We start from the raw sequence: 23,855 nt of genomic DNA, 5'->3' as shown, positions 1-23,855 counted from the left end.
TCACCGCATCGACGCGGCGTTGGCGACGACCCACGGCCGGCGGAGCGTCGCCGGCCGTGGGTCGGCGGCTCAGCGGCGTTCGGCGGCGACCAGCTCGGCGAGCTGCACGGCGTTGAGCGCGGCACCCTTGCGCAGGTTGTCGTTGGAGCAGAAGAGCGCCAGCCCGTGCTCGACGGTCTCGTCGGCCCGGATCCGCCCCACGAAGGTCGGGTCCTGCCCGGCGGCCTGCAACGGGGTCGGCACGTCGGCCAGCGCCACGCCGGGCGCGCCGTCGAGCAGTTCCCGGGCCCGGGCCGGGCTGATCGGCCGGGCGAAGCGCGCGTTGATCTGAAGCGAGTGGCCGGTGAAGACGGGCACCCGGACGCAGGTGCCGGAGACCTTCAGCCCGGGGATCTCCAGGATCTTGCGGCTCTCGTTGCGGAGCTTCTGCTCCTCGTCCGTCTCGAACGAGCCGTCGTCGACGATCGAGCCGGCCAGCGGCAGCACGTTGAAGGCGATCGGGCGGGCGAACGACCGCGGCTCCGGGAACTGGACGGCGTCGCCGTCGAAGGCGAGCCCGCTGGCGTGCTCGGCGACCTTGCGTACCTGCTCGTCCAGCTCGGCCACGCCGGCCAGCCCGGCGCCGGAGACCGCCTGGTACGTCGAGACGACGAGCCCGACCAGCTCCGCCTCCTCGTGCAGCGGGCGCAGCACCGGCATCGCGGCCATGGTGGTGCAGTTGGGGTTGGCGATGATCCCCTTGGGCCGGTCGGCGGCGGCGTGCGGGTTGACCTCGGCGACCACCAGCGGCACCTCGGGGTCCATCCGCCAGGCCGAGGAGTTGTCGATGACCACCGCGCCGGCCTCGGCGACGCGGGGGGCGAGTTCCTTGGCGGTCCCCTTGCCGGCGGAGAAGAGCACGATGTCCAGTCCGCGGTAGTCCGCGGTGGCCGCGTCCTCGACGGTGACCTCGCCGTCCCGCCAGGGCAGCGTGCGCCCGGCCGACCGGGCCGAGGCGAAGAGCCGCACCTGTTCCGCCGGGAAGTCCCGCTCCGCCAGCACCTGCCGCATCACGCCACCGACCTGGCCGGTGGCCCCCACAATGCCGATCCTCATGTCCGCGAGGCTACCCAGGTCGGCGGCCGGGCGGGGAAGCCTTTCCCACCGCCCGGACCGCGACCGACGTCACACCGGCCGGTCAGCCGGCGTGGTCGACGACCTCACCGAGGCCGGCGGCCACGAGGTCGTCCCGGATGACCGCCGCGTCCCCCTCGACGACCAGGGTGAGCGCGTGCGGGTGCAGGTGCGTGGCCGCCGCGGCGGAGACCTGCGCGACGTCGGCGGCGAGCAGCGACTCCCGCAGCCGGGCGTGGTAGTCGTCCGGCAGGTCGTGCACCACCAGCGTGGTCAGCGCGGAGGCGATCGCCCGGGGGCTCTGCAGCTCCACCGAGAGCTGCCCGGCCCGCCACGACCGGGCCACCGCCAGCTCGTCCTCGGTCACCCCGGTCAGCTGGGTACGGGTGATCTCGCCGACCGCCTCGACCAGCGCCGGGGCGGTCACCGCGGTCTGCACCCCGGAGGCGACCGCGAACCGGCCGAACCGGCGGGACGAGGCGAACTCGCCGCGGATGCCGTACGTGTAGCCGCGCACCTCACGGATCAGGTGGTTGAGCCGGGAGGTGAACGCCCCGCCCAGCACGGTGCCCGCGAGGGCCATCGGCACGTGCTCCGGGTGGGCGCGGTGCGGGGCCGGGTGCCCCAGCCGGAGCGTCGACTGCACCGACCCGGGCCGGTCCACCAGGATGATCCGCCGCCGGTCGTGCAGCGGCACCTCGATCGGGTCACCCTTGCCGACCGGACCGCCCCCGGTGCCGGCGAACGCCGCAGCGCCGAGCGCGTCCAGGTCGATCCGGTCCAGGTCACCGGCGACGACCAGCGTCCCGGGGCGGAGGAACCACTCGGAGTGGAAGACGGTGACGTCCTCGACGTCCAGGCCGGCGACCGAGTCGGGATCGCCGTACATCGGGCGGCCCCAGCGGTTCTCGGCGCCGAAGAGGTCGGCGCGCAGCGCGGCGTCCGCCCGGGGACCGGGGTTGGCCCAGTCCATCCGCAGCGCGGTCGCCTCGTCGTCGCGCACCCGGCGTACGTCCTCCGGGTCGAGCCGGGGCGTGCGGACCGCCTCGGCGAGCAGCTCCACGGCGGCGCTCAGCCGCTCCACCGGCACCTGCACGCTGACCTGGAAGGAGTCCCAGTCCAGCGAGGTCACCAGCTCGGTGCCGAGCGCCTCGATGGCCAGCGCGTAGGTGGTCGTGTCGCGCTGCGCGGTGCCCTCCTCCAACGCCTTGGCGAGCACACCGCCGAGCCCCTCCCGGCCGACCGGTTCGCGGGCGGCGCCGGCGTCGAGCAGCAGCAGCGCGACGGCGAGGTTCTGCCCGGGCAGGTGCGCGGCGACGACCTGACCACCGGCGACCCCCCGGCGGACCACCTGCGGGAACCGGTACGGGCGGGCGGCGCCCGGGCCGGGACGTTCGGTGATCAGCGTCATGAGGTCTCCTCGGGCAGGTAGGTCAGGGTGACCCGGTCGTCGGCGTGCAGCAGCTCGGCGGCCAGCTCGGCGATCTGCTCGGCGGTGACCGCCTGCCAGGCCGGCAGCCGCTCGGCGGCCTTCGCCGGGTCACCGAACTGGGTGGCGTACCGGCCGAGCGTGTCGGCGCGGCCGTCGACGGTGGACATCTGCCGCCACCAGGTGGTGCTGAGCAGCGCCTTGGCCCGGTCCAGCTCGGCGGCCGTCACCGGCACGGTGGCGAGTTCGTCGACCACCTCGGCCAGCCCGGCGGCGAGCTGTTCGGCGGTCACCCCGGGGCGGGCGGTGGCGGTGGCGATCAGCGGTGCCGGCGCGTGCGCCAGGTCCACCCCGTACGCCCCGACCAGGTCGGGCTGGGCGAGCCGCTCGCCGTGGGCGAGGCGCTGGTAGAGCCGGCTGCCCCGGCCGCTGCCGAGCACGGTGGACAGCACGGTGGCCACGTCGTACCCGGGGGTGCCGAAGGGGTGGGTGCGGTGCGCGACGTACACCCGGGGGGCGGGGACGTCGGCGGTGACGGTCTCGGCGACCGGCCGGCCGGTCCGCGCGACGGTCCGCCCGTCGGGCGCGGCGGGGATGTCCTCGCGGGCCGGTACGGCCCCGAAGTACTTGTCGGCGAGGGCGAAGACCTCGGCGGCGTCGGCGTCCCCGACCACGGTCAGCACAGCGTTGTTCGGCGCGTAGTACGTGGTGTGGAACGCCTGGAAGGTGGCCAGGTCGGCGGCGTTCAGGTCGGCCATCGACCCGATCGTCGCGTGGTGGTACGGGTGGCCCGGCGGGTAGAGCAGCGGGAGCAGCCGCAGCCACGCGTCACCGTACGGCACGTTGTCGTAGCGCTGGCGGCGCTCGTTCTTGACCACCTCGCGCTGGTTGTCGAGGGTCTCCTGGGTCAGCGCCGGCACCAGGCCGCCCATCCGGTCGGCCTCCAGCCAGAGCGCCAGCTCCAGGTGTTCGGCCGGGACCGTCTCGAAGTAGTTCGTCCGGTCCGGGTTGGTGGTGGCGTTGAGCGAGCCGCCGGAGCCCTGGACGAGCTTCATGTGCTCGGTCTTCGCCACGTTGACGGAGCCCTCGAACATCAGGTGTTCGAAGAGGTGGGCGAAGCCGGTCTGCCCCTCCGGTTCGTGCCGGGAGCCGACGTCGTACCAGAGGTTCACGGCGACCGCCGGTGCGGTGCGGTCCTCGCTGACCACCACGCGCAGGCCGTTGTCCAGTCGGGTCGTTTCGATGGGCCAGGGGTAACCGCTGTCGGGCATGGCACGACGCTATCCGATCTCGGGGGCGGAAAGGGGACGAGCGGGAGGCATCGACGGCGCGCGTCGGGGTACTCGGCGGGCATGCCCACCCCCGTCTCCTCCCCCGTCGAACGGGCGGCCGCCGGGCTGGCCCGCTGGCGGCACGCCCGGCTGCTGCACCCGGCCGGCCGCACCTTCGGCGCCGAGGTGATGATCTGGGGTACGCCGGGGCCACCGACCGGCGTGCCGCTGCTCGACCTGCCGGGCCGCTATCCGGCGACGGTGCGCCTGTCGAAGGGGGTGCCGACCCCGGGGAGCTGGCCGGACCTGCTGGGCTTCGGGGTGCGGCTGCACCGGGATCCGGAGCGGCCGGTGGATCTGCTGGTCTCGTCCAGCGGGGCGGCCCCGGTGCTGCGGAACCTGCCGCTGCCCCGGCGGGGCTTCACCGGGACGTACTCCTCGATCATGTCCTTCCGGGCGGGCCGGCGGCGGCTGTTCCTGGCCGCGCTGGCGGACCCGGACTCACCGGACCTGGGTCGCGGCCTGGCGGAGCTGTCGGCGGCGGCCGGCACCGGGGAGCCGCGACTGGTGTTGGCGGTGGCGTCCGGGGTCGGGCCGTGGCGGCCGTTCGGGCAGGTCTGCCTGGACGGCCAGCGCGACGCCCGGGAGGACGCCGCGCTGGCCTTCGATCCGATCGGCAACCTGCCGCCGGGGCTGCGGGCGGTGGGCCCGATCGCGCGGCTGCGCGACCGGACCTACTCCGGTTCCCGCCGGGCCCGCGGCGCGTCGGCTCAGTCGAGCGGTTCGATCGGGGTCACGGTCTGATCGGACGTACGGTGCTCCAGGACGGTGTCCGGCGCGGCGTTCTGGTCGGCCTCCCGCAGGTCCGACTCGGTGAGGATGACGTCGGCCTGGGCCTCCGGGTCGTCGCTGCCCACCGCTGCCTCCTCGGGGAGCAGGTGGGCCCGGGACTCCACCCGGTCGGAGTCGTTCTGCTGTTCGGTCATGCCGGCCTGCATACCCCGGTGGCGGCCCAGCGGAACGGGCCACGCACCTCCCAGGTGATCCCGCCGGTGGGCGGAGTCCCGGTCCGCGTTTCCCAGAATCCGGTACGCCGCGGAAATCGTCCCGCCGGTGGTCGACCTCTCAGAGTTCGGGACATGGATCCGGCCGGTACCGGCCGCGGAGCAGGCCCCGCCGTCGACACCTCCACCACAGGCGCGTTCGGTGTCGCCGACCGCACCGAGCGTAGCATCGACGAAGGTGAACGCGGAGCGGTGTCTGCCCGACGATGGGGTGAGGGCTGCCCGACCCGTCGGGTACGCTGGCCGACGTGACGCGGTCGTATCGATGGTTTAGGCAGCCGGCTGGAGGAGCCGGTGACTTCACCATGAACTGACGTCACTCCTCTTCGAGCCGGCTGGGCAGGGCCTTGAGTCCCTGCCCTTTTGCGTACGAGCAGCCGGCTCGACCCCGGGCGCCGGCACCGGGGGCACGGTCGGCGGAAGGAACCCCACCGTGACGACCCCGGACTCCCATCAGGTCATCGACCAGCGGATCGACCGTGTCGTTCCGCTGACCACCCCGGCCCTGCTGCACCACCACCTGCCCCTGGACGCCACGCTCACCGAGGCCGTGCTGGCCGGTCGGCGCGCGGTCAGCCGGGTGCTGGACCGCACGGACGACCGCCTGCTGGTGGTGGTCGGCCCGTGCTCGGTGCACGACCCGGCCGCCGCCCTGGAGTACGCGGGCCGGCTGCGCGAGGTGGCCGATCAGCTCGCCGACGACCTGCTGGTGGTGATGCGGGTCTACTTCGAGAAGCCGCGCTCGACGGTGGGCTGGAAGGGCCTGATCAACGACCCCGGGCTGGACGGCTCGGGCGACGTCAACACCGGCCTGCGGACCGCCCGTTCGCTGCTGCTGGACGTGCTGCGCCTGGGCCTGCCGGTGGGGTGCGAGTTCCTCGACCCGATCACCCCGCAGTACATCGCGGACACCGTCGGCTGGGGCGCGATCGGCGCCCGGACGGTGGAGAGCCAGGTGCACCGGCAGCTCGCCTCCGGCCTCTCCATGCCGATCGGCATGAAGAACCGTCCCGACGGCAGCATCGCCACGGCGGTGGACGCGATCCGGGCGGCCGGCGTGCCGCACGTCTTCCCCGGCATCGACTTCTCGGGCACCCCGGCGATCATGCACACCCGGGGCAACGCCGACGGCCACCTGGTGCTGCGCGGTGGCGGCGGCCGGCCGAACTACGACGCCGAGTCGGTGGTCGGGGCGCTGGACCTGCTCCGCGCGGCCGGGCTGCCGGAGCGGGTGGTGATCGACGCCAGCCACGCCAACAGCGGCAAGGACCACCGCAACCAGCCGAAGGTCGCGGCGGACGTGGCCGGCCAGCTCGCCGCCGGCCAGCGCGGCATCGTCGGCATCATGCTGGAGAGCTTCCTGCTCCCCGGCCGGCAGGACCTGGACCCGACCCGGGAGCTGGAGTACGGCCGCTCGGTCACCGACGCCTGCCTCGGCTGGGACAGCACCGCCGAGGTCCTCACCGCCCTCGCCGCCGCCGTCCGCACCCGCCGCGCCACCCTCCCCACCCCCGCCTGACCCCTCCCCCTCCCTCCTCCGGTGATCATGGAGTTGGCGTCAGTTCCGGAGATCCACACCGCCGCCAACCTCATGATCACCGGCGTCGGGGCGGGGGGACGGTGGGGAGTTTGACCGGTTCGGGGTCGGGTAGGTCAGCGCTGTGACCGATGACGTGGCTGTGCCGGAGGAGCCGGACACCCGGCGGCTCGACGACCTGCTCGACGACCTCTACCGCGGTCAGGAGCGGATCAGCCAGGCGGACATCTACCGCCGGGCGGTCGCCGCGGAGCTTCCCGCGGAGCTGCTGACCCGGATCGCCGCCCTCCCCCAGGGCGAGTACGCGGCGGACGAGGCGGCCGACCTGCTGGGCGGCACGGTCGCCTGAGCCGGACGACGGAGAGGACAGCCCGATGACCGAGCGCGACCAGGACCACGAGCACCACGAGCACCTCGAGGCGCTCGGCCAGCCCCCGGGCGGACGGGACACCCTGCCCGAGCCGGACTTCGCCAACGAGCACGACCGCACCGCCGTGGACCGGGACGTGGTCACCGGCGCCGACGAGGACGAGCGGGAGCCCGAGGCGTCGCGCGGCTGGGCCGGCGAGGACCACGGCACCACCCCCACCTGACCGACGTACGCAAAAGGGGGCCGGCGCGGACGCCGGCCCCCTTTTCCGTCGGGGTTCACTTCTCGTCGTGGTGACCGCCCTCGGCCGCCTGCTGGGCGACCGCGTAGCCCATCTGGAGGAAGTCGGACGCGGCCACGGCGGTGAGCGCGGTGGCCACCAGCCGGGTCAGCCGGGGTGCCAGCACGAGACCGCCGGTGAGTCCGGTGGCCACCCAGACCGCCAGGCAGAACGGGCAGCTGAGCAGCTCGCCGAGGGCGTGCCGGGTGGAGCTGCCCTGGTCGCGGACCTGCTCCATCACCTCGCCGCTGCCGATCGGGTGGTCGTAGCGGGTGAACGGGGCCCGCAGCGGGCTGGTGATCGCGTCCTTGGAGAGCAGCCGGCTGAGCTTGTGCGTCGCGATGGAGAGCAGCACCACGTCGGCCGGGGCGGGCCGCTCGGGCACCGGTCGGCCGGTCGCCTTGACCAGGCCCACCAGCGACGCGGTCACCGTCGCGTAGGTGCCCATCGCCACCAGGTAGCCGCCCAGCGGTCGTTGCTCGTTCGGCGCGTACGCCTGGCGCAGGCGCGCCACCTTCTGTTTCAGGCCACCCTGGGTCACCCGGTCTCCTCGGTTCGTCGCCGTGCCGGCTCAGCCGGCGGTCAGGTTGTCGGCCACCTCGCGGGCGAGGTTGGCCAGGGTCTCGTCGGCCAGTCCGTCGCCGTCCCCGCCGGCCAGGTCGAGCCGGACCCGGGCGCCACCGGCGTCGGCCGGCTGCACCTGGATCTCCGCCGACCAGCCGGGTGCCGAGTCACTGGCCCAGCGGGCCCGCAGCTCGTCGGCGCTGGTCACCTCGGGGCGGGCGCCGCCGTCCTGGCGCAGCGGTGCGGGGAGCCAGGCCGCCGCGCGGTGGGGGTCGGTGGCGGTGCTGAAGACCACCTCGGGCGGCGCGGACATGCCCCGTTCGGCGTGCGCGGCCATCAGGCGCCCCGCAGCCGGCTCGGGTCGACCTCGCGGCCCGGGTGCCGGGCCAGGTACTCGGTCTCCAGCTCGGCGGTGCGGCGCAGGTGGTTGGCGAGCGCGGAGTCGGCGGCGTGCCGCAGGGTGTCGAGCCGGGTGCGGTGCAGGCTCTGCATCTCGCGGATGAGATCCTCGTCGCCCAGCTCGGACGGGTCCACGCCGAGCAGCTCACCGTCGGCGTCCGGGCCGACGGGTTCCTGCACGTGGTCGCCGTCCCACTCGGGCATCCGCTGCTCCGGGCTGGCGTCACCGGTCTGGCGTACTGATTCGGTCATCGTCGCCCCCTCGTCTCGTTCGGGCTGGCGACTAGACGGATGCCCACACCGTGTGTCACCAAACCCTGGGCCGGCGCGGCGACTACGACACCGCGTCGGAGACGCCCGTCCGCCCCGGTACCCTCGATGCCATGAAGCGGCTCTGGACACCGGCGTGGATCGCCCGCCACGTGGCCATGGTCGCGCTGGTCGTGGGCTTTCTCGGGCTCGGTTGGTGGCAGGTCACCCGGGCCGCCGAGGGCAACGCGCTCAGCTTCGGATACGCCATCGAGTGGCCGGTCTTCGCCGCCTTCGTGGTCTTCGTCTGGTGGCGTGAGGTGCGGCACGCGCTGCGCCGCCCGCCCGGGACCGACGCCCCGCCCGCCCCGTCGGCGACCGCCGACGCCGCGCCGGCCGCCGGCTCCCCCGGGGTACGCCGACCGGTGCGGGTCGCCCGGGTCGGGGTCGCCGGCCCCGAGGACGGCGAACTCGCCGAGTACAACCGCTACCTGTCATGGTTGAACGCCAACCCGGGCGCAAGGCCCGGTGACTATCCCGGCTGAGGCCGGTTCGGAAGGACGGACGACGGTGGGCGGAGCCTTTACCCGGTACCGCGCGATCGCCTGGATCGTGGGCGTGGCGCTGGTGGTGCTGGTCCTGATCGGTATGCCGCTGAAGTACGTGTTCCACGACGACACCGTCGTGGCCGTCGTCGGCACCGCGCACGGCTGGCTCTACATGCTCTATCTGGCCGCCACGTTCGACCTGTCCCGCCGGGTCGACTGGCCGTTGAAGCGGATGCTGCTGGTGATGCTCGCCGGCACGGTGCCGTTCGTCTCCTTCTACGCCGAGCGCCGGGTCACCCACTGGCTCGCCGCCGAGCAGCCGCGTACCCCGGAGCCGGTGGCCGGCTGACGCCGCCCGGCGCGGCCGGCACCCGGCCGACGGTGCGGCGGCCCGGTCAGCGGTGTGGCCGCCACGGAGTGGCGCCGGCCAGCGGGTCCTCCCACCCGCCGTGGCGGAGCCCTTCGCGGGCCCGCCGCAGCGCCCGGGTCACCTGACCGAACTGTCGCTCGTCGTCGCTGCTGAACAGCAGCACCTCGACGCCCCGGTGCCGCCCCCACAGCTCGTACGCGGGCGGTCGCCAGCGGTCGCCGGCCAGCACGAGCAGCACGGGCAGCAGGCCGACCGCCCCCAGCGCCAGGTACGCCCCGGCGGTGAGCCGCTCCAGCCCGCCGGTGAAGCCGAGCAGCACCCCGACCGCGCCGATGGTGGCGGCGGTGACCGCGACGGCGCGGACCGCCAGCCGGTCGTGCGGCCCGCGGGTGGTCCAGAGCTGGGTCAGTTCGGCGACCGGCCAGCTGCGGTGGCCGACGGTGAAGCGTTCGGTGGTGACGACGATCCCGGGCCGTGCGTAGAGCAGGTTCGGGGCGGCGGTCGCCTTCGGCGATCGGGGTGGGTGGGTTGCGGAGCCATCGATCTGCACGGCGTCCTCCCAGGGCCGGGCGCGCCGGTTCCCTGCTCCCCCGCCGGCGAGCTGCGGTGATGTCGCCCTGCGGGATTCCCGGCTGCGGGCTTCATTGTGTGGCGAACGCGCCAGCGCGGCAGCCGGATCGGTCCCGGCGGGGTCCGTACCGGCCGACCGGGCATGCCGACAAACAGAATCCATTTCCGCCTTTGTCCGGACTTCGCGCTGTGCTCGCTGGCGACATCCGTCCAGAACGACGAATCGGACCAGCCGCGCGTACCGCCCAACCGTGCCGTCGGCCACGACGGGACGCCGAAAATCCGGACACGAACGGTCACCGGTCCCAGGAGCATTTGCTGACGCTTTGCCAACATTCGCCCCTGCTTCAACTGCCATCCAATCGCGCAACGGGTTAGGTTGGGCAGGCCGCACCCGGTAGACCGCCATCCACCCGGATGGCCCCGGGCCGGTGTCGCCCCGGCGAGGACCCGCCGTGGCGAGGAGGTGGAGAGGAGCTTTCCGCTCTTGTCGTCCTTACGGATCCTGCTGCGCACGCTGGCGGTGGCCGGTCTCTCGGCCGTGCTGCTCGCCCCGGCTGCGGTGGCTCGGGCCGAGCCCACCCCCGCCGAGTTGACGAAGCAGATCGAGAAGTCCTCGACTGAGCTGGAGCGAATCGTCGAGTCCTACAACAAGCTCAGCGAGGAGATCAAGGCCAACCAGAAGACGGTGGCCGCGTTGCAGGTCAAGATCGGTCCCTTGCAGGCGCAGGCCGAGCAGAGCCGCGCCGACGTCGGCGCGATGGCCGCGACCGCGTACAAGACCGGCAAGCTGCGCACGGCCGAGGCCCTGCTCCTGCCGGGCGGTTCCGGCGCCATGATGGAGCGGCTGGGCACCCTGGACCAGCTGACCCGGCAGCGCCAGGAGACCATCGCCGGGTTCACCTCCGACCAGCGGAAGCTGATCGACCAGAAGACCCGGCTGGACGCCACGCTGGCCCGCCAGGCCGCCCAGGCCAAGCAGCTCACCATCGGCAAGCAGAAGATCGAGACGGATCTGAAGCGCCTCTACGAGCTGCGCCGGCAGGCCTACGGCCGGGCCACCGAGGCCCCACCGCCCAGGGCGAAGTCGTCCGCGGGGAGCGCCCCGGCGATCTCCGGCTCGGCCGGCACCGCCGTCCGGTACGCCTACGGCGCGGTCGGCAAGCCGTACGTCTGGGGGGCGGACGGTCCCGACGGGTACGACTGCTCGGGCCTGACGCTCGCCTCCTGGCGGGCGGCCGGCAAGTCGCTGCCGCACAACGCGGCGATGCAGTGGGACGCCACCTCACGCGTCAGCCGTAGCTCTCTGCAACCGGGCGACCTGGTCTTCTACTCCGGCCTGGGGCACGTCGCGCTCTATGTCGGCGGCGGTCAGATCATCGACGCGCCGAGCGCGGGCCGCAACGTCAGCAAGCGGGGCATGGACATCATGCCGATCGCCGGGTACGGCCGGGTGCGCTGACCCCGACCTCACTGACCCGCACATGGCGAACGGCCGGCGTCCCCCTATCGGACGCCGGCCGTTCGTTCGTCATTACTACCAGGTCAGGCCGCCTGCAGCCCCTCCGCCCGGGCCAGCTCACGGAGCCGGCCGAGGGCCTGGATCTCGAGCTGGCGGATCCGCTCGCGGGAGAGCGAGAAGCGCGACGCGACCTCGGTCAGCGAGTGCTCCCGGCCGTCCTCCAGGCCGTAGCGGGCCCGCATGATGCCGGCGGAACGGTCGTCGAGGTGGTTGAGCAGTCCCTCGATCCGCTGCCGCTCCAGGCCGGTGAGGACGATGTCCTCCGGCGACGGGGCGTCACTGTCGGCGACCAGGTCACCGAGGTTGGTGTCGCCGTCGTCGCCCACCGGGGTGTCCAGTGAGACGGTGTCCTGCGACCAGCGGACCAGCTCGTTGACCCGCTCGACGGTGACGCCGAGGGAGGCCGCGATCTGCTCCGGCTCCGGGTCGCCACCCAGCTCACGGGTGAGCTGCCGGGCCACGTTGCGCATCCGGTTGACGTCCTCCACCAGGTGCACGGGGAGCCGTACGGTGCGCTCCTGCTGGGCGATGGCCCGGCTGATCGCCTGCCGGATCCACCAGGTGGCGTAGGTGGAGAACTTGTAGCCCCGCTCGTAGTCGAACTTCTCGACCGCCCGCACCAGGCCGGTGTTGCCCTCCTGGATCAGGTCCAGCATGGGCATCCCGGAGCGCACGTAGCGCCGGGCGATCGACACGACCAGCCGGAGGTTGGCGCGGATGAAGAGGTCCTTCGCCCGCTCGCCCTCGACGACCAGTCGCTCCAGGTCCTCCCGGTCGACGCCGGCCGGGACGCGGTCCTCGCCGAGCAGGTGCTCGGCGTAGAGGCCCGCCTCGATGGCCTTGGAGAGGTCGACCTCCTTGGCGGCGTCCAGCAGCGGCGTCCGGGAGATCTCGTGCAGGTAGACGCCGACCAGGTCACGCTCCTCGGCGACCTCGTCGGTACGCATGCCGATGTTCTTGTCCACGATGCCCACGGTCCCCTCGCTCGCGCCGGTTGCCCGGTTCCTTGCCATCCCCACGTCCGTCAGCCCTTCCCCGTACCTCCGTTGTGCCCTCGGTGCTGACACCTACACAACAGATGAGACGCGTCGGGGATTCCAGTTCGTGAGTCGAAAGTGTCACGAATGCCTGAGTAGTAGCTGAGAGCCCGGTCCACGTTTGCTGTCAGGGCCCTCGCCCCGGCCGCCCCCGTAAGCTGCGTGAACAGGAGGACGGATCAGCGGAATCGTCATCCGCCCATGGAATCGCACCATTGCGAATTCCATGAACACAGCGATCCGCGTCACCGCCGGGTTGCGATCCTGGTCACTGCCAGATACGCGTCGGTGGCCCGGTTGGTTCAGCCACGGATCATGATTACCCCACGCCTGGTTGAACAATCCGCTCCGGGAGAGACGTCCCCTCCACAGCGTGATACGCGTCGCACCCGGTGTCCGGATGCACCGACGGAGCGCCCGCGGGGCGGAGTACCAGGAGGCGGGCGGGGCGTCAGGAGGCGAGCAGGTGCAGCGCGTCGCGTACCTGGTCGGCGGAGCGGGCCAGCGCGGCCCGGGCGGCGGAGACCTCGGCGCCGGAGACCAGGGAGACCAGCGCGGTCTTCAGGTCGCCGTCGGCCTCGTGCAGGGCCCGCCGGCAGACCTCCTCGGCACAGCCGGTGGCCTCCATCAGGATCGAGATCATCCGGCCGCGCAGCTTCGCGTTGGTGGCCACCATGTCGATCATCAGGTTGGAGTAGACCCGGCCCAGCCGCACCATCACGGCGGTGGAGAACGTGTTCAGCACCAGCTTCTGCGCGGTGCCCGCCTTCATCCGGGTCGAGCCGGTGATCACCTCGGGTCCGGTGTCCACCCCGATGAAGACGTCCACCGACGGGGCGGCCTCGGCCTCCGGATTGGCGCAGAGCAGCACCGTACCGGCCCCCTGCGCACGGGACGTGGCGAGCGCCCCGAGGACGTACGGGGTGCGCCCGCTGGCCGCCAGCCCGACGACCAGGTCGCCGGGGCGTACGCACTCGGCGGCCTCGGCGGCGCCGCCGCGCTGGTCGTCCTCGGCGTCCTCCACGGCCCGCCACATCGCTTCCGGACCGCCGGCCAGGTGGGAGCAGAACCAGTGCCGCGGCGAGTTGAAGGTCGGGGCCAGTTCGGCGGCGTCGAGCACGCCCAGCCGGCCGGACGTGCCGGCGCCGAAGTAGTGGACCCGGTGACCGCCGCGCAGCGCCGCCACGGCCAGGTCGACGGTCTCGGCGATCTCGTCGAGGACGGCGGCCACCGCGGCCGGCACCCGACGGTCGGCCTCGTTGATGACCGTGAGCACGTCGCGGGTGGACATCAGGTCCAGGTCGACGCTGAGCGGGTTGCGCCGCTCGGTGGGCGAGCCGACCCGGACCACCGGTCGGGCCGACGCCACCGGGGCCACCTCGTCGCGCTCCACCGGGCGGGCCGTCACGCCCGCCTCCGGCCGGGTCCGACCCGATGGGACTGGACCGCCTCGGCGGTCGCCTCCAGCGCCTTCCTGGCCCGGGCCCGGTTACGCGCCGCCACCCCGACGAAGAGGCAGTCGACGACGGTGAGCTGGGCCAGCCGGCTGGCCGTCGCGCCGGAGCGGTAGGTGGTCTCGCGGGCCGCCGTGGTGAGCACGTGGTCGGCCACCTCGGTGATCGGCGACCGGGGGAAGTTGGTCAGCGCCACCGTGGTCGCGCCCCGCGCCCGGGCCTGCTCCAGCACCTCGATGACGTCGGAGGTGGTGCCGGTGTGCGAGATGCCGATCGCCACGTCGCCCCGACCGAGCAGCGCGGCAGAGGTCAGCGCGGTGTGCACGTCCGGGAAGTAGAACGCGATGCGGCCGATCCGGTGCAGCTTCTGCTGGAAGTCGGAGGCGACGAAGCCGCTGGCGCCGGCCCCGTAGACGTCGATCCGACCGGCTCCCGCGATCGCCTCGACGACCTGCTCGCAGACGGCCGGGTCGAGCTGCTCGGCCGTCTCCTCGACGGCGCGCGCGTCGTTGAACGCGATGGTCGCGATGATCTGGGCCAGGTCGGCGCCGGGCGGGATGTCGCCACCCACCACCCGGGCGTCCGGCGGCTCGATCCGGCGGGCCGCCTCGGCGGCGAGCCGGATCCGCAGCTGCGGGTAGCCGTCCATGCCGACCGACCGGCAGAACCGGATGACGGTCGCCTCCGAGGTCTCGGCGGCGGTGGCGAGGTCGGTGATGGTGCGCCGGGCGGCGTCGGCCGGGTCGGAGACGACCAGCCGGGCGACCCGCTGCTCGGCCGGGGACAGCGACGGGAGCAGGCCACTGATGTGGACGATCAGTCCACCGGGCTCGTGACTCACAGAAATCTTCGGACTCTTCGCCACGGATGAAACTTACTTTCACGAGGCGTGACCGTCAACCACGACCGCACCTATCCGGAAAAGTACCGCCTTCCGAGTGACCCTCTCCTGGCCAGGATCCCATTGCCGCAGCCCGGCCGCCTCCCCCGCTCCGGTCGACTCCCCGTCCCGGCCGGGTCGGGGACCGGCCGTCGTCCACCCCGTACCGGCCGGACGGGTCCGACCGGCCCGCCGGACGGCCGGGGGCCGGCGGCGCAGGCAGCGGCGTCCCGGCCTACCGGCGGACCGGCGTCGGCCGCCACCCGGTCGCCGGGGTGGCACCCGCCCGGGGCGGTTCGTCGTCGGCCCGTGACGGGTCGCCGGGCAGCCATTCGGCGAGGTGGGCCCGGATCCGCCGGGACACCTCCTCCGGCGAGCCGCCCGCGTCCACCACCACGAAACCCGCATATTCCGGCAACGTCCGGTACGCGGTGTCCGCGGCGGTGAGCCAGCCCATGCTCTCGTGGTCGGTCCCCCGCTGCTCGATCCGCCGGTACGCCTCGGCCGGGTCCACGGTCAGCAGGAAGGTGACCTGCGGGGCGGGGAAGATCCGGTAGCCGGCCCGGGCCAGCCGCTCCCAGCGCTGACCGCCGTGCACCCGGATGCTGGCGTACTGGCAGGCGGAGTAGCGGTCCATCACCGCGGTCCGTCCGGTGACCAGGCAGGTCAGCAGCGCGGCGGCGATGGCCAGCCAGCGCAGCACGGACTCCACGGCGAGCACCCCGTTGCGGCCGACGAGCCGCTGCGGGTCCGGCCGACCGAGCCGCTGGGCGAGCCGGCCCAGCCAGCGCCGGCCGCTGGCGTTGCGGTGGTAGGTGGCCGGGCGACCGGCCGCGGTGAGCGCCTCGGCGAGCCGGTGCGCCTGGGTGGTCTTGCCCGATCCGTCGATGCCGATCAGGGCGACGGCGCGCAACCGGGCCCCGCCGCGCCGCGCCCGCCGTGAGTCAGCCACCCTCCACAGATTATCCGACCCGCGCCCGCCAGCCGGGCGGAATGTCCGACTTCGTCCGCTTGGCGACCCGTCGCGTAGCGGGACAGGTGTGGCCGGCCAGATCGCCGGGTACGCAACTTCAATTCCCACCGCCACACCCACGACGACGGGAGACCGAGATGGCCGAGCGCGGGGACGAGACCCTGGTGCACACGCTCAAGAAGGTCGCCGCCGTGCTCAAGCAGTCCGAGATCCCGTTCGCGCTCGGCGGCAGCTTCGCCGTCTATGCGCACGGCGGCCACTCCAGCGAACACGACGTGGACTTCCTCCTGCGCGAGCAGGACGTCGACCGGGCCCTGGCGGCGCTCGTCGAGGCCGGCTTCACCGCCGAGCGTCCGCCCGAGGACTGGCTGGTGAAGGTCTACGACGAGGGTCGGATGGTGGACCTCATCCACCGGCCGATCGAGACGCCGGTGACCGAGGAGACCTTCGCCGACACCATCGTGCGGCCGGTCGACGCCATCCACATGCCGGTCCTCTCGGCCAGTCAGCTCATGGTGCACAAGCTGCTCAGCTTCTCCCAGCACTACTGCGACTTCGCCCGGGCCCTGCCGCTGGCCCGGTCGCTGCGGGAACAGATCGACTGGGAACGGGTACGGAAGGAGACGCAGCACTCGCCGTACGCGGAGGCTTTCCTGGTGCTGCTCGACCGGCTGGACGTGCTGCCGCACGCCGGCGCACCGGGAGGAAGGGAGACACCGTGACCGAGCAGCACGGCGGCGCCGCACCGCCGGACGAGTACGTGGAGGCGGAGATCCACCGGCTGCTGGCCGAGGACCCCGCCGTCGCCGAACAGGGGATCACGGTGGTCCGCCGCGAGCGGGGCCTGGTCCTCTACGGCGAGGTGGAGAGCCCGCACCGGCGCGAGGAGATCCTGCGCCGGGTCGCCGAACGCTTCCCCGACGTGCCGGTCACCAGCGACATCGGGGTGATCCGGGCGCAGGCGCCCACCCAGGTCGAGGAGCTGCCATGAGGGAGGTGCACCAGTGATCCGGATCGCCGCCGTCGGCGACGTGCATCTGGACGAGGACGTGGTCGGCCGGTTCCGGCCGGCCCTGGAGGAGCTGCCGGACTGCGCGGACGTGCTGCTGCTCGCCGGCGACCTGACCCGGCACGGCACCGAGTCGGAGGCCCGCTGCGTGGCGCAGGAGTTCGGCGGGCTGGGCGTACCGGTGATCACCGTGCTCGGCAACCACGACCACCAGTGCGACCAGGTGCCACAGGTGGTGAAGGTGCTGGAGGACGCCGGGATCACCGTGCTGGAGGGGACCGGGACCGTGCTGGAGACCCCCGCCGGGCGGCTCGGTGTGGCCGGGGTGAAGGGCTTCGGCGGTGGTTTCGCCGGCCGCTGCGCCAGCGACTTCGGTGAGCCGGAGATGAAGGCCTTCGTCCGGACGACCAACGAGAGCGCGGAGGCGCTGGGCAAGGCGCTGCGCGAGCTGGACTGCGACCTGCTGGTCGCGCTCACCCACTACTCCCCCGTGCCGGACACCCTGGCCGGCGAGCCGCTGGAGATCTACCCGTTCCTGGGGTCGTACCAGTTGGGGCAGGCGATCGACTCGGCGCCGACCGCGCTGGCCCTGCACGGGCACGCGCACGCCGGCACGGAACGGGGCACCACGCCGGGCGGGGTACGGGTCCGCAACGTCGCCCACCCGGTCATCAAGCAGGCGTACAGCATCTTCCACCTGGGAGATCATCTAGTGGGCTGAACCAGGTTTCTGGGAACGACGGGGCGGGTATTCAGCAGTCATGGAGCTGCTTCTTTGGATTCTCGCAGTCGTACTCGTGGTCGCCGGCATCTTCGCGCTGTTCCGCCGGCAGATCCTGTGGGGCATCGTCCTCATCGTGGTCGGTCTTCTGGTCGGCCCGGGTGGCGTCAGCATCTTCAGTTAACGCCCGTTCGTATCCACCTCGACCCGCCGGGGTCGTCGGGTCCGGATCTCCGTCCTCCCAGACAGGAGAGCCCGGGCACGGCGACCCCGGCGTTCTGTGTGCCGGGCCCGGTGACGTTTACCGGCCGCCGCAGGCGGAAACCTCTCGACCATGGAGATATCGGAGGGCAGCCGGCGGACGACCGGCGCGCGTAAGTGGTGGGCGCTGCTCGGCTTCGGCGCGGCGGTGACGGTGGCCGCCGCCGCCGGCGGCCTCGGCGTCCAGGGCACCTCCCAGGAGTACGCCGACCTCCAGCAGCCTTCGTGGGCCCCGCCGTCCTGGCTCTTCGGCCCCGTCTGGACGGTGCTCTACGCCCTGATCGCCGTCGCCGGCTGGCTGGTGTGGCGGCGGGTCGGCTTCGGCCCGGCGCTCTGGGCCTGGGTCGTCCAGCTCGTGCTCAACGCGATCTGGACCCCGCTCTTCTTCGGCGCCGGCCAGTACGGGCTGGCGTTCGCCGAGATCGTGCTGATGTGGCTGGCGATCGGCGTCACCGTCGCGCTCTTCCTGCGCGTCTCCCGGCCGGCGGCGGCGCTGATGCTGCCGTACTGGGCCTGGGTGACCTTCGCCGCCGCCCTCAACTTCGCCATCTGGCGTCTCAACGCCTGAGGCGTGCGCAGGGGCCCTCGGTGGGGCCCCTGCGCACCGCGCTCAGCAGCGGGGGACGTTCGGTATGTAGCCGTCGGAGCCGGTGTAGACGTACGCGTCGGCGATGTAGCGGCCGGAGCCGATCCGGTCCCAGATCGAGCTGGTGCCGTAGGTGCCGGTGACGCTGGTGCCGCTGGTCTGGCAGTAGATCGTGACCCGGGTGCCGTCGGCCACCGAGCCGACCGCGGTGTAGCCGGTGCCCGGCCCGGACCGGACGGTCAGGTCGGCGCCGGCCGTGTTCACCGTGCCGGAGCCGGTGCCGGAGGCGCAGTTGTTGTCGCTGGTGTAGGTCCGGGTGCCCCAGTAGAGCGCGAGCGCGCCGTTGAACCGGGCCTGGACGTCGTTGCCGTTGAGCCGCTGCTCGTAGTGCAGGTGCGGGCCGGTGGAGCCGCCGGTGCTGCCCACCCAGCCGATCACCTTGCCGTACCCGACGCTCTGGCCGACGGAGACGTTGAAGCCGTTGAGGTGGGCGTAGTAGGTGGTCCAACCGCCGCCGTGGTCGATCCGGACGTACCTGCCGTAGCTGGTGCCGCCGAGGTCGGTCACCCGGTCGACGGTTCCGGGCGCGCTGGCGACGACCGGATCACCGAGGTCGTCGGTGCGGTTGAAGTCGATCGCGTTCGCCGGGCTGTGGTCGGTGCGGGTCTGTCCGGACCAGGACTGCCCGCAGGGGAAGGGCACCTTGAACGTCGGCGCGGCCATCGCCGGGGCCGCGGGGAGCAGGGTCGCCGCGATCAGCAGGCCGGTCGCCGCGAGGCTGAACCACCGTCTACGCATCCAGCACCTCCTATGTCGAAATCCTTCGATCAGAGGCGATCAGCCTGACAGAAACTGCCATCGATGGGAAGGGTCCGCCAGCTGCGGGAACCACGTGCCGTGGGAGCGCGCCCACAGCCGGTGAGCGGGTTTCGGGATTGTTACCGGGCCGTGTCCGCCCAGGGCTGGACCGGAGGGGATGCAAGCGCTTACATGTGGGGACGACACATCGGACCGGCGCGGGTTCGATCTCCCCCACGCGCCGGCAAGGAAGGAGAACGGCATGGCGTTTGCCAGATCACGCCAGGCTCTCGCGATCGCCGGCGTACTGGGGCTGGCGCTCACCGCCACCGCCTGCGGCACCGGCAACGACAAGAAGAGCGACAGCGCGAGCAAGCCCGAGTGCGCCCCTTACCAGAAGTACCAGGGCCACGACGGCAAGAAGGTCACGATCTACTCGTCGATCCGGGACATCGAGGCCGACCGCCTGCAGCAGTCCTGGAAGCAGTTCGAGGACTGCACCGGCATCAAGATCGACCACGAGGGCTCCGGCGAGTTCGAGGCCCAGCTGGGTGTCCGGGTGGACGGCGGCAACGCCCCCGACCTGGCCTTCATCCCGCAGCCGGGTCTGCTCAAGCGGTTCGTCGACTCGGGCAAGCTCAAGCCGGCCGGCAACGACACCAAGGCCATGGCGGAGCAGAACTACTCCCCCGACTGGCTGAAGTACAGCACCGTGGACGGCAAGTTCTACGGCGCCCCGCTCGGCTCCAACGTGAAGTCCTTCGTGTGGTATTCGCCGAAGACCTTCAAGGAGAAGGGCTGGACCGTCCCGACCACCTGGGACGAGCTGATCAAGCTCAGCGACACCATCGCGGCCAGCGGCACCAAGCCGTGGTGCGCCGGCATCGAGTCCGGTGACGCCACCGGCTGGCCGGCCACCGACTGGATCGAGGACATGATGCTCCGGACCGCCGGTCCGGACGTCTACGACCAGTGGACCACCCACGGCATCAAGTTCAACGACCCGAAGGTCGCCGAGGCGGTCGACAAGGCCGGCACCATCCTCAAGAACGAGAAGTACGTCAACGGCGGCTTCGGCGGCGTGAAGAGCATCGCCACCACCTCCTTCCAGGAGGCCGGCACGCCGATCCTCAAGAACAAGTGCGCCCTGCACCGCCAGGCCTCCTTCTACGCCAACCAGTGGCCGAAGGGCACCAAGGTGGCCGAGGACGGCGACGTCTTCGCCTTCTACTTCCCGGCCGTCGACCCGGCCAAGGGCAAGCCGGTGCTGGGTGGCGGCGAGTTCGTCGCGGCCTTCGCCGACCGTCCCGAGGTCCAGGCCGTGCAGACCTACCTGGCCTCCGGCGAGTACGCCAACAGCCGCGCCAAGATCGGCGACTGGGTGTCGGCGAACAACAAGCTCGACATCAACAACGTCCCCAACCCGGTGGACAAGCTCTCCGTCCAGATCCTCCAGGACCCGAAGACCGTCTTCCGCTTCGACGGCTCGGACCTGATGCCGGCCGCGGTCGGCGCGGGCACCTTCTGGAAGGGCATGGTCGACTGGATCAACGGCAAGGACACCGCCACGGTGCTCAACGGCATCGAGTCCAGCTGGAAGTGATCTGAGGCGGTGGCCCGGTCCACACTCGTGGGCCGGGCCACCGCCCTCAACCCGATCCCTTGAAGGAGGGTCGATGGAGTTCGACTTCGCGGAGGAACAGCCCAAGTTCCTCATGCTGATGTACGGGCTGATCGCTTTCGTCGCGGTGGTGGGCGGTCTGCTCCTGCTCCTCGACGTGGTGCCGGCCTGGTTCGCCCGCCGCCGGGAGGCCGCGCTGGTCGCCGCCTCGGCGAGCGGCGCCCCGCTGCCCCGCCGACGCAAGCAGCGGGAGGGCGTCTTCGCGCTCTTCTTCCTGCTGCCGACGCTGCTGCTGCTCACCGTCGGGCTCGTGGTCCCGGCGATCCGCACCACGCTGCTCTCCTTCATGGATGCCGGCAGCAACAACTGGGTGGGCCTGGAGAACTACGGCTGGATGTTCTCCGAGTCCTCGATCATCCGGGTGCTGATCAACACCCTGATCTGGGTGCTCCTGGTCCCGCTCGTGGCGACCGCGTTCGGCCTGCTCTACGCGGTGATGGTGGACAAGGCCCGGTTCGAGGCGGTGGCCAAGTCACTGATCTTCCTGCCGATGGCGATCTCGTTCGTCGGCGCCACCATCATCTGGAAGTTCGTCTACGCGTTCCGGGGCGACGGTCAGGACCAGATCGGCCTGCTCAACCAGATCGTGGTCAGCCTCGGCGGCGAGCCGAAGCAGTGGCTGCTGGAATCGCCGCTGAACACCTTCCTGCTCATCGTGATCATGGTGTGGATCCAGGCCGGCTTCGCGATGGTCGTGCTCTCCGCCGCGATCAAGGCCATCCCGGCCGACATCGTCGAGGCGGCCCGGCTCGACGGGACCACCCCGTGGCAGATGTTCTGGCGGATCACCATGCCGAGCATCCGGCCGGCGCTGATCGTGGTGGTGGTGACGCTCTCGATCGCCACGCTCAAGGTCTTCGACATCGTCCGGACCGCCACCAACGGCAACTACGACACCAGCGTCATCGCGAACGAGATGTACAACCAGGCGTTCCGCTACGGCCAGAACGGGCAGGGCTCCGCCCTCGCGGTCTTCCTCTTCGTCCTGGTCATCCCGATCGTGATCTACCAGATCCGCAACCTGCGTCAGCAGCGGGAGGGCTGAGATGACCACCGCCACGCCCACCGTCGCCGCGGGTACCCAGGCCACCGGGCCGACCACCCGCGCCGCCCGGGTCCGCAAGCGGCTCAACAGCCGTACGGCCACCCTGGTCTCGATCGTCATCGCACTGGTCTGGACCATCCCCACCTTCGGCCTGCTCGTCTCCTCGGTGCGGCCGGAGGACCAGATCAAGACCACGGGTTGGTGGACGGTCTTCACCAACCCGCAGTTCACCCTGGACAACTACAAGGAGGTGCTGTTCAGCAGCTCCTCCTCGTCGGGGCAGCTCGCCAGCTACTTCATCAACTCGCTGGCGATCACCATCCCGTCGGTGCTCTTCCCGCTCGCCTTCGCGTCACTGGCCGCGTACGCGCTGGCCTGGATCAACTTCAAGGGGCGCGACTGGCTCTACATCGCGATCTTCGCGATGCAGATCGTGCCGTTGCAGATGGCCCTGGTGCCGCTGCTGAAGTTCTTCTCCACCGGGGTCAGCGTCGGCGGGGTGACCCTGATGCCGGCGTGGGACCTGGTCGACGAGCAGAAGTTCGCCCAGGTGTGGTTCGCGCACACCTGCTTCGCGCTCCCGTTCGCCGTCTTCCTGCTGCACAACTTCATCTCGCAGCTCCCCGGGGACCTGATGGAGGCGGCCCGCGTCGACGGGGCCACCCACCCGAAGATCTTCCGGACCATCGTCCTGCCGCTGATCACCCCGGCCCTGGCGGCGTTCGGCATCTTCCAGTTCCTCTGGGTCTGGAACGACCTGCTGGTCGCGCTGATCTTCGCCGGTGGCGGCAACGAGACCGCACCGCTCACCGTCCGACTGGCCGAGATGGCCGGCACCCGGGGCAACGAGTGGCAGCGGCTCACGGCCGGCGCGTTCGTGTCGATCGTCGTACCGCTGATCGTGTTCCTGTCCCTCCAGCGCTACTTCGTGCGGGGCCTGCTCGCCGGCAGCGTCAAGGGCTGACCGCTGCGCCGCCGCCGCCGGACCCCCGGCGGCGGCGGGCACGGGGCGGAGCGGGGAAACGATGACGAAGATTGACGATGTCGCCCGCCTGGCCGGGGTCTCCACGGCCACCGTCTCCCGGGCGCTGCGGGGCCTGCCGACGGTGTCGGCCGCGACCCGCCGCCGGGTGCTCGCCGCCGCAGAGCAGCTCCAGTACGCGGTCTCGCCGAGCGCGTCCCGGCTGGCCGGCGGCCGGACCGGCACCGTCGCCGTGGTGGTCCCCCGGATCACCCGGTGGTTCTTCGGCACCGTGGTCGAGTCGGTCGAGGAGTTCCTCCACCAATCCGGCTACGACCTGCTCCTCTACAACCTCGGTGGGCGTGAGCAGACCCGGCAGCGGGTGCTGCGGACGGCCAGCCTGCACAAGCGGGTGGACGCGGTCATCCTGGTGGCCACCCCGCTGCGGCCCGCCGACGTCGCCGCGCTGACCAAGCTGGAGATCCCCGGCGTCACCATCAGCTCCGGCAGCGGCGTTCCCGGCTGGCCCTGCGTCCGGATAGACGACGTGGCCGCCGCCCGGACCGCCACCCGGCACCTGCTCGACCTCGGCCACACCCGGATCGCCCACATCTCCGGCGACCCGGACGACGAGCTGGCCTTCACCACCCACCTGGACCGGCGGCGCGGCTACCAGGAGGCGCTGCGGGCGGCCGGGCTCCGCGCCGACCCGAGCCTGGACGTGGAGTCGCGGTTCACCATCGACGGCGGCAACCGGGCGACCGCCGAGCTGCTGGCCCGGGGCGAACCGCCGACCGCGATCTTCGCGGCCTGCGACGAGATGGCGATGGGCGCGATGACCGCGCTGCGCGACGCCGGCCTGCGGGTGCCGCAGGACGTCAGCGTGATCGGCATCGACGACCACGACCTGGCCGGGGTGCTGGGCCTGAGCACCATCGCGCAACCGGCGGCCGAGCAGGGGCTGCTCGCCGCGCGGATCCTGCTCGACCCGCTGGGCGCCCGCAGCGCCGACCCGTACGCCGGTCAGGTGCCCCGGCCGCGCACCGACGGCGACCAGCCGGCGGCACCGGTGATCCTGCCCACTCGACTGGTGGTACGCGAATCGACCGCGCCGCCGCGGGCACACTGAACGGATCCGTCCGCCCACGCCGGCGGCCGGACGC

The 23,855-nt window shown here is 72.2% G+C and carries 28 protein-coding genes and 1 pseudogene; 16 read left to right on the top strand and 13 right to left on the bottom strand.

Going from position 1 to position 23,855, the window contains the following annotated elements; all coding sequences use genetic code 11:
- Positions 1 to 69: 69 nt before the first annotated feature.
- The 3 genes from ABUL08_RS30145 to ABUL08_RS30135 all read right to left on the bottom strand — a co-directional run bounded on the left by ABUL08_RS30145 (position 70) and on the right by ABUL08_RS30135 (position 3,813).
- Positions 70 to 1,095, bottom strand: coding sequence for an aspartate-semialdehyde dehydrogenase (locus tag ABUL08_RS30145; RefSeq protein WP_350933457.1), 1,026 nt, complete (start codon positions 1,093 to 1,095; stop codon positions 70 to 72).
- 82 nt (positions 1,096 to 1,177) lie between these two features.
- A complete protein-coding gene (locus tag ABUL08_RS30140) occupies positions 1,178 to 2,524 on the bottom strand; it encodes a M16 family metallopeptidase (protein ID WP_350933456.1) in 1,347 nt (448 codons plus the stop codon).
- Positions 2,521 to 3,813 carry a M16 family metallopeptidase gene (locus tag ABUL08_RS30135; protein WP_350933455.1) on the bottom strand — a complete coding sequence of 431 codons (1,293 nt, stop codon included), beginning with the start codon at positions 3,811 to 3,813 and terminating at the stop codon, positions 2,521 to 2,523. Before ABUL08_RS30135 ends, ABUL08_RS30140 begins: the two co-directional genes overlap by 4 nt.
- Positions 3,814 to 3,894: 81 nt before the next feature.
- Between ABUL08_RS30135 and ABUL08_RS30130 the strand changes: the two genes are divergently transcribed.
- Positions 3,895 to 4,617, top strand: coding sequence for a phosphodiesterase (locus ABUL08_RS30130; RefSeq protein ID WP_350933454.1), 723 nt, complete (start codon positions 3,895 to 3,897; stop codon positions 4,615 to 4,617).
- On the opposite strand, the gene ABUL08_RS30125 is transcribed toward ABUL08_RS30130, so the two are convergent.
- A complete protein-coding gene (locus ABUL08_RS30125; RefSeq protein WP_350933453.1) occupies positions 4,584 to 4,799 on the bottom strand; it encodes a hypothetical protein in 216 nt (71 codons plus the stop codon). The genes ABUL08_RS30130 and ABUL08_RS30125 overlap by 34 nt on opposite strands.
- A gap of 511 nt (positions 4,800 to 5,310) precedes the next feature.
- Here ABUL08_RS30125 and ABUL08_RS30120 point away from each other — a divergent pair.
- The 3 genes from ABUL08_RS30120 to ABUL08_RS30110 all read left to right on the top strand — a co-directional run bounded on the left by ABUL08_RS30120 (position 5,311) and on the right by ABUL08_RS30110 (position 7,007).
- A complete protein-coding gene (locus ABUL08_RS30120) occupies positions 5,311 to 6,396 on the top strand; it encodes a 3-deoxy-7-phosphoheptulonate synthase (protein WP_350933452.1) in 1,086 nt (361 codons plus the stop codon).
- A gap of 142 nt (positions 6,397 to 6,538) precedes the next feature.
- Positions 6,539 to 6,763 (top strand): hypothetical protein, encoded by a 225-nt coding sequence (locus ABUL08_RS30115; RefSeq protein WP_242793948.1) that lies wholly within the window; start codon positions 6,539 to 6,541, stop codon positions 6,761 to 6,763.
- 25 nt (positions 6,764 to 6,788) lie between these two features.
- Positions 6,789 to 7,007, top strand: coding sequence for a hypothetical protein (locus ABUL08_RS30110; RefSeq protein ID WP_350933450.1), 219 nt, complete (start codon positions 6,789 to 6,791; stop codon positions 7,005 to 7,007).
- A gap of 55 nt (positions 7,008 to 7,062) precedes the next feature.
- Here ABUL08_RS30110 and ABUL08_RS30105 read toward each other — a convergent pair whose 3' ends face one another.
- The 3 genes from ABUL08_RS30105 to ABUL08_RS30095 are packed head-to-tail and all read right to left on the bottom strand — an operon-like array spanning position 7,063 to position 8,279.
- Positions 7,063 to 7,605 (bottom strand): DUF1360 domain-containing protein, encoded by a 543-nt coding sequence (locus ABUL08_RS30105; protein WP_350933449.1) that lies wholly within the window; start codon positions 7,603 to 7,605, stop codon positions 7,063 to 7,065.
- A gap of 30 nt (positions 7,606 to 7,635) precedes the next feature.
- Entirely contained in the window at positions 7,636 to 7,965 is a 330-nt protein-coding gene (locus ABUL08_RS30100; RefSeq protein ID WP_350933448.1) for a hypothetical protein, read from the bottom strand.
- Positions 7,965 to 8,279 carry a DUF6158 family protein gene (locus ABUL08_RS30095; protein WP_350933447.1) on the bottom strand — a complete coding sequence of 105 codons (315 nt, stop codon included), beginning with the start codon at positions 8,277 to 8,279 and terminating at the stop codon, positions 7,965 to 7,967. Before ABUL08_RS30095 ends, ABUL08_RS30100 begins: the two co-directional genes overlap by 1 nt.
- Positions 8,280 to 8,410: 131 nt before the next feature.
- Here ABUL08_RS30095 and ABUL08_RS30090 point away from each other — a divergent pair, with 131 nt between their 5' ends.
- Together ABUL08_RS30090 and ABUL08_RS30085 are read left to right on the top strand one after the other, a co-directional pair.
- Positions 8,411 to 8,821: a hypothetical protein gene (locus tag ABUL08_RS30090; protein ID WP_350933446.1), complete on the top strand. Its 411-nt coding sequence runs from the start codon at positions 8,411 to 8,413 to the stop codon at positions 8,819 to 8,821.
- Between the two features lie 25 nt (positions 8,822 to 8,846).
- Entirely contained in the window at positions 8,847 to 9,173 is a 327-nt protein-coding gene (locus tag ABUL08_RS30085; RefSeq protein WP_350933445.1) for a DUF3817 domain-containing protein, read from the top strand.
- A gap of 46 nt (positions 9,174 to 9,219) precedes the next feature.
- Here the strand turns inward: ABUL08_RS30085 and ABUL08_RS30080 are convergent, their stop codons facing one another.
- A complete protein-coding gene (locus tag ABUL08_RS30080) occupies positions 9,220 to 9,744 on the bottom strand; it encodes a DUF6232 family protein (RefSeq protein WP_350933444.1) in 525 nt (174 codons plus the stop codon).
- A gap of 507 nt (positions 9,745 to 10,251) precedes the next feature.
- On the opposite strand from ABUL08_RS30080, the gene ABUL08_RS30075 reads away from it, so the two are divergent.
- A complete protein-coding gene (locus ABUL08_RS30075; RefSeq protein WP_350933443.1) occupies positions 10,252 to 11,226 on the top strand; it encodes a C40 family peptidase in 975 nt (324 codons plus the stop codon).
- A gap of 83 nt (positions 11,227 to 11,309) precedes the next feature.
- Here ABUL08_RS30075 and ABUL08_RS30070 read toward each other — a convergent pair whose 3' ends face one another.
- The 4 genes from ABUL08_RS30070 to ABUL08_RS30055 all read right to left on the bottom strand — a co-directional run bounded on the left by ABUL08_RS30070 (position 11,310) and on the right by ABUL08_RS30055 (position 15,609).
- The gene (locus ABUL08_RS30070; protein ID WP_350933442.1) at positions 11,310 to 12,299 is read right to left on the bottom strand and encodes a sigma-70 family RNA polymerase sigma factor; all 990 of its coding nucleotides are present in this window, start codon (positions 12,297 to 12,299) and stop codon (positions 11,310 to 11,312) included.
- 475 nt (positions 12,300 to 12,774) lie between these two features.
- The gene (gene murQ, locus ABUL08_RS30065) at positions 12,775 to 13,731 is read right to left on the bottom strand and encodes an N-acetylmuramic acid 6-phosphate etherase (RefSeq protein ID WP_350933441.1); all 957 of its coding nucleotides are present in this window, start codon (positions 13,729 to 13,731) and stop codon (positions 12,775 to 12,777) included.
- Positions 13,728 to 14,642, bottom strand: a complete 915-nt coding sequence (locus ABUL08_RS30060) for a MurR/RpiR family transcriptional regulator (RefSeq protein ID WP_350933439.1) — start codon at positions 14,640 to 14,642, stop codon at positions 13,728 to 13,730. The genes murQ and ABUL08_RS30060 overlap by 4 nt, the downstream gene beginning before the upstream one ends.
- A 250-nt stretch (positions 14,643 to 14,892) precedes the next feature.
- Positions 14,893 to 15,609: a dTMP kinase gene (locus tag ABUL08_RS30055; RefSeq protein WP_350933438.1), complete on the bottom strand. Its 717-nt coding sequence runs from the start codon at positions 15,607 to 15,609 to the stop codon at positions 14,893 to 14,895.
- A gap of 41 nt (positions 15,610 to 15,650) precedes the next feature.
- Between ABUL08_RS30055 and ABUL08_RS30050 the strand changes: the two genes are divergently transcribed.
- The 5 genes and pseudogenes from ABUL08_RS30050 (at position 15,651) to ABUL08_RS30030 (ending at position 18,189) form a co-directional block, all read left to right on the top strand.
- Positions 15,651 to 16,352 (top strand): nucleotidyltransferase, encoded by a 702-nt coding sequence (locus ABUL08_RS30050; protein ID WP_350933437.1) that lies wholly within the window; start codon positions 15,651 to 15,653, stop codon positions 16,350 to 16,352.
- Entirely contained in the window at positions 16,349 to 16,621 is a 273-nt protein-coding gene (locus tag ABUL08_RS30045; RefSeq protein WP_350933436.1) for a hypothetical protein, read from the top strand. The genes ABUL08_RS30050 and ABUL08_RS30045 overlap by 4 nt, the downstream gene beginning before the upstream one ends.
- Positions 16,622 to 16,634: 13 nt before the next feature.
- Positions 16,635 to 17,407, top strand: a pseudogene (locus ABUL08_RS30040) (metallophosphoesterase family protein); the annotation flags it as partial.
- Positions 17,401 to 17,544: a GPGG-motif small membrane protein gene (locus ABUL08_RS30035; protein WP_350933433.1), complete on the top strand. Its 144-nt coding sequence runs from the start codon at positions 17,401 to 17,403 to the stop codon at positions 17,542 to 17,544. The pseudogene ABUL08_RS30040 and the gene ABUL08_RS30035, both read left to right, overlap by 7 nt.
- A 150-nt stretch (positions 17,545 to 17,694) precedes the next feature.
- Positions 17,695 to 18,189, top strand: a complete 495-nt coding sequence (locus ABUL08_RS30030) for a TspO/MBR family protein (RefSeq protein ID WP_350933432.1) — start codon at positions 17,695 to 17,697, stop codon at positions 18,187 to 18,189.
- 42 nt (positions 18,190 to 18,231) lie between these two features.
- Here ABUL08_RS30030 and ABUL08_RS30025 read toward each other — a convergent pair whose 3' ends face one another.
- Positions 18,232 to 19,005, bottom strand: a complete 774-nt coding sequence (locus ABUL08_RS30025; protein WP_350933431.1) for a peptidoglycan DD-metalloendopeptidase family protein — start codon at positions 19,003 to 19,005, stop codon at positions 18,232 to 18,234.
- Positions 19,006 to 19,267: 262 nt separating this feature from the next.
- On the opposite strand from ABUL08_RS30025, the gene ABUL08_RS30020 reads away from it, so the two are divergent.
- The 4 genes from ABUL08_RS30020 (at position 19,268) to ABUL08_RS30005 (ending at position 23,821) form a co-directional block, all read left to right on the top strand.
- Positions 19,268 to 20,608 (top strand): ABC transporter substrate-binding protein, encoded by a 1,341-nt coding sequence (locus ABUL08_RS30020; protein ID WP_350933430.1) that lies wholly within the window; start codon positions 19,268 to 19,270, stop codon positions 20,606 to 20,608.
- A 73-nt stretch (positions 20,609 to 20,681) separates the two neighbouring features.
- On the top strand, positions 20,682 to 21,731 hold the full coding sequence (locus ABUL08_RS30015) for a carbohydrate ABC transporter permease (RefSeq protein WP_350933429.1): 1,050 nt from the start codon (positions 20,682 to 20,684) through the stop codon (positions 21,729 to 21,731).
- A gap of 1 nt (position 21,732) precedes the next feature.
- Entirely contained in the window at positions 21,733 to 22,695 is a 963-nt protein-coding gene (locus ABUL08_RS30010; protein ID WP_350933428.1) for a carbohydrate ABC transporter permease, read from the top strand.
- Positions 22,696 to 22,756: 61 nt separating this feature from the next.
- Positions 22,757 to 23,821, top strand: coding sequence for a LacI family DNA-binding transcriptional regulator (locus ABUL08_RS30005; RefSeq protein ID WP_350933427.1), 1,065 nt, complete (start codon positions 22,757 to 22,759; stop codon positions 23,819 to 23,821).
- The last annotated feature ends 34 nt before the right edge of the window (positions 23,822 to 23,855 follow it).

Origin of the sequence: Micromonospora sp. CCTCC AA 2012012 (assembly GCF_040499845.1) — a bacterium.
Taxonomy (GTDB): domain Bacteria; phylum Actinomycetota; class Actinomycetes; order Mycobacteriales; family Micromonosporaceae; genus Micromonospora; species Micromonospora mangrovi.
Note: the sequence above shows the minus strand (reverse complement) of the source record. Positions and strands in the feature narration are given on the sequence as shown.

What these genes read in the sequence shown, in the direction of transcription:
- ABUL08_RS30125 (WP_350933453.1), bottom strand. Translation starts at nt 4,799, where the DNA reads ATGACCGAACAGCAGAACGACTCCGACCGGGTGGAGTCCCGGGCCCAC.
- ABUL08_RS30015 (WP_350933429.1), top strand. Translation starts at nt 20,682, where the DNA reads ATGGAGTTCGACTTCGCGGAGGAACAGCCCAAGTTCCTCATGCTGATG.
- ABUL08_RS30140 (WP_350933456.1), bottom strand. Translation starts at nt 2,524, where the DNA reads ATGACGCTGATCACCGAACGTCCCGGCCCGGGCGCCGCCCGCCCGTAC.
- ABUL08_RS30145 (WP_350933457.1), bottom strand. Translation starts at nt 1,095, where the DNA reads ATGAGGATCGGCATTGTGGGGGCCACCGGCCAGGTCGGTGGCGTGATG.
- ABUL08_RS30010 (WP_350933428.1), top strand. Translation starts at nt 21,733, where the DNA reads ATGACCACCGCCACGCCCACCGTCGCCGCGGGTACCCAGGCCACCGGG.
- ABUL08_RS30090 (WP_350933446.1), top strand. Translation starts at nt 8,411, where the DNA reads ATGAAGCGGCTCTGGACACCGGCGTGGATCGCCCGCCACGTGGCCATG.
- ABUL08_RS30135 (WP_350933455.1), bottom strand. Translation starts at nt 3,813, where the DNA reads ATGCCCGACAGCGGTTACCCCTGGCCCATCGAAACGACCCGACTGGAC.
- ABUL08_RS30130 (WP_350933454.1), top strand. Translation starts at nt 3,895, where the DNA reads ATGCCCACCCCCGTCTCCTCCCCCGTCGAACGGGCGGCCGCCGGGCTG.
- ABUL08_RS30070 (WP_350933442.1), bottom strand. Translation starts at nt 12,299, where the DNA reads ATGGCAAGGAACCGGGCAACCGGCGCGAGCGAGGGGACCGTGGGCATC.
- ABUL08_RS30110 (WP_350933450.1), top strand. Translation starts at nt 6,789, where the DNA reads ATGACCGAGCGCGACCAGGACCACGAGCACCACGAGCACCTCGAGGCG.
- ABUL08_RS30005 (WP_350933427.1), top strand. Translation starts at nt 22,757, where the DNA reads ATGACGAAGATTGACGATGTCGCCCGCCTGGCCGGGGTCTCCACGGCC.
- ABUL08_RS30020 (WP_350933430.1), top strand. Translation starts at nt 19,268, where the DNA reads ATGGCGTTTGCCAGATCACGCCAGGCTCTCGCGATCGCCGGCGTACTG.
- ABUL08_RS30100 (WP_350933448.1), bottom strand. Translation starts at nt 7,965, where the DNA reads ATGGCCGCGCACGCCGAACGGGGCATGTCCGCGCCGCCCGAGGTGGTC.
- ABUL08_RS30035 (WP_350933433.1), top strand. Translation starts at nt 17,401, where the DNA reads ATGGAGCTGCTTCTTTGGATTCTCGCAGTCGTACTCGTGGTCGCCGGC.
- ABUL08_RS30025 (WP_350933431.1), bottom strand. Translation starts at nt 19,005, where the DNA reads ATGCGTAGACGGTGGTTCAGCCTCGCGGCGACCGGCCTGCTGATCGCG.
- ABUL08_RS30050 (WP_350933437.1), top strand. Translation starts at nt 15,651, where the DNA reads ATGTCCGACTTCGTCCGCTTGGCGACCCGTCGCGTAGCGGGACAGGTG.
- ABUL08_RS30030 (WP_350933432.1), top strand. Translation starts at nt 17,695, where the DNA reads ATGGAGATATCGGAGGGCAGCCGGCGGACGACCGGCGCGCGTAAGTGG.
- ABUL08_RS30095 (WP_350933447.1), bottom strand. Translation starts at nt 8,279, where the DNA reads ATGACCGAATCAGTACGCCAGACCGGTGACGCCAGCCCGGAGCAGCGG.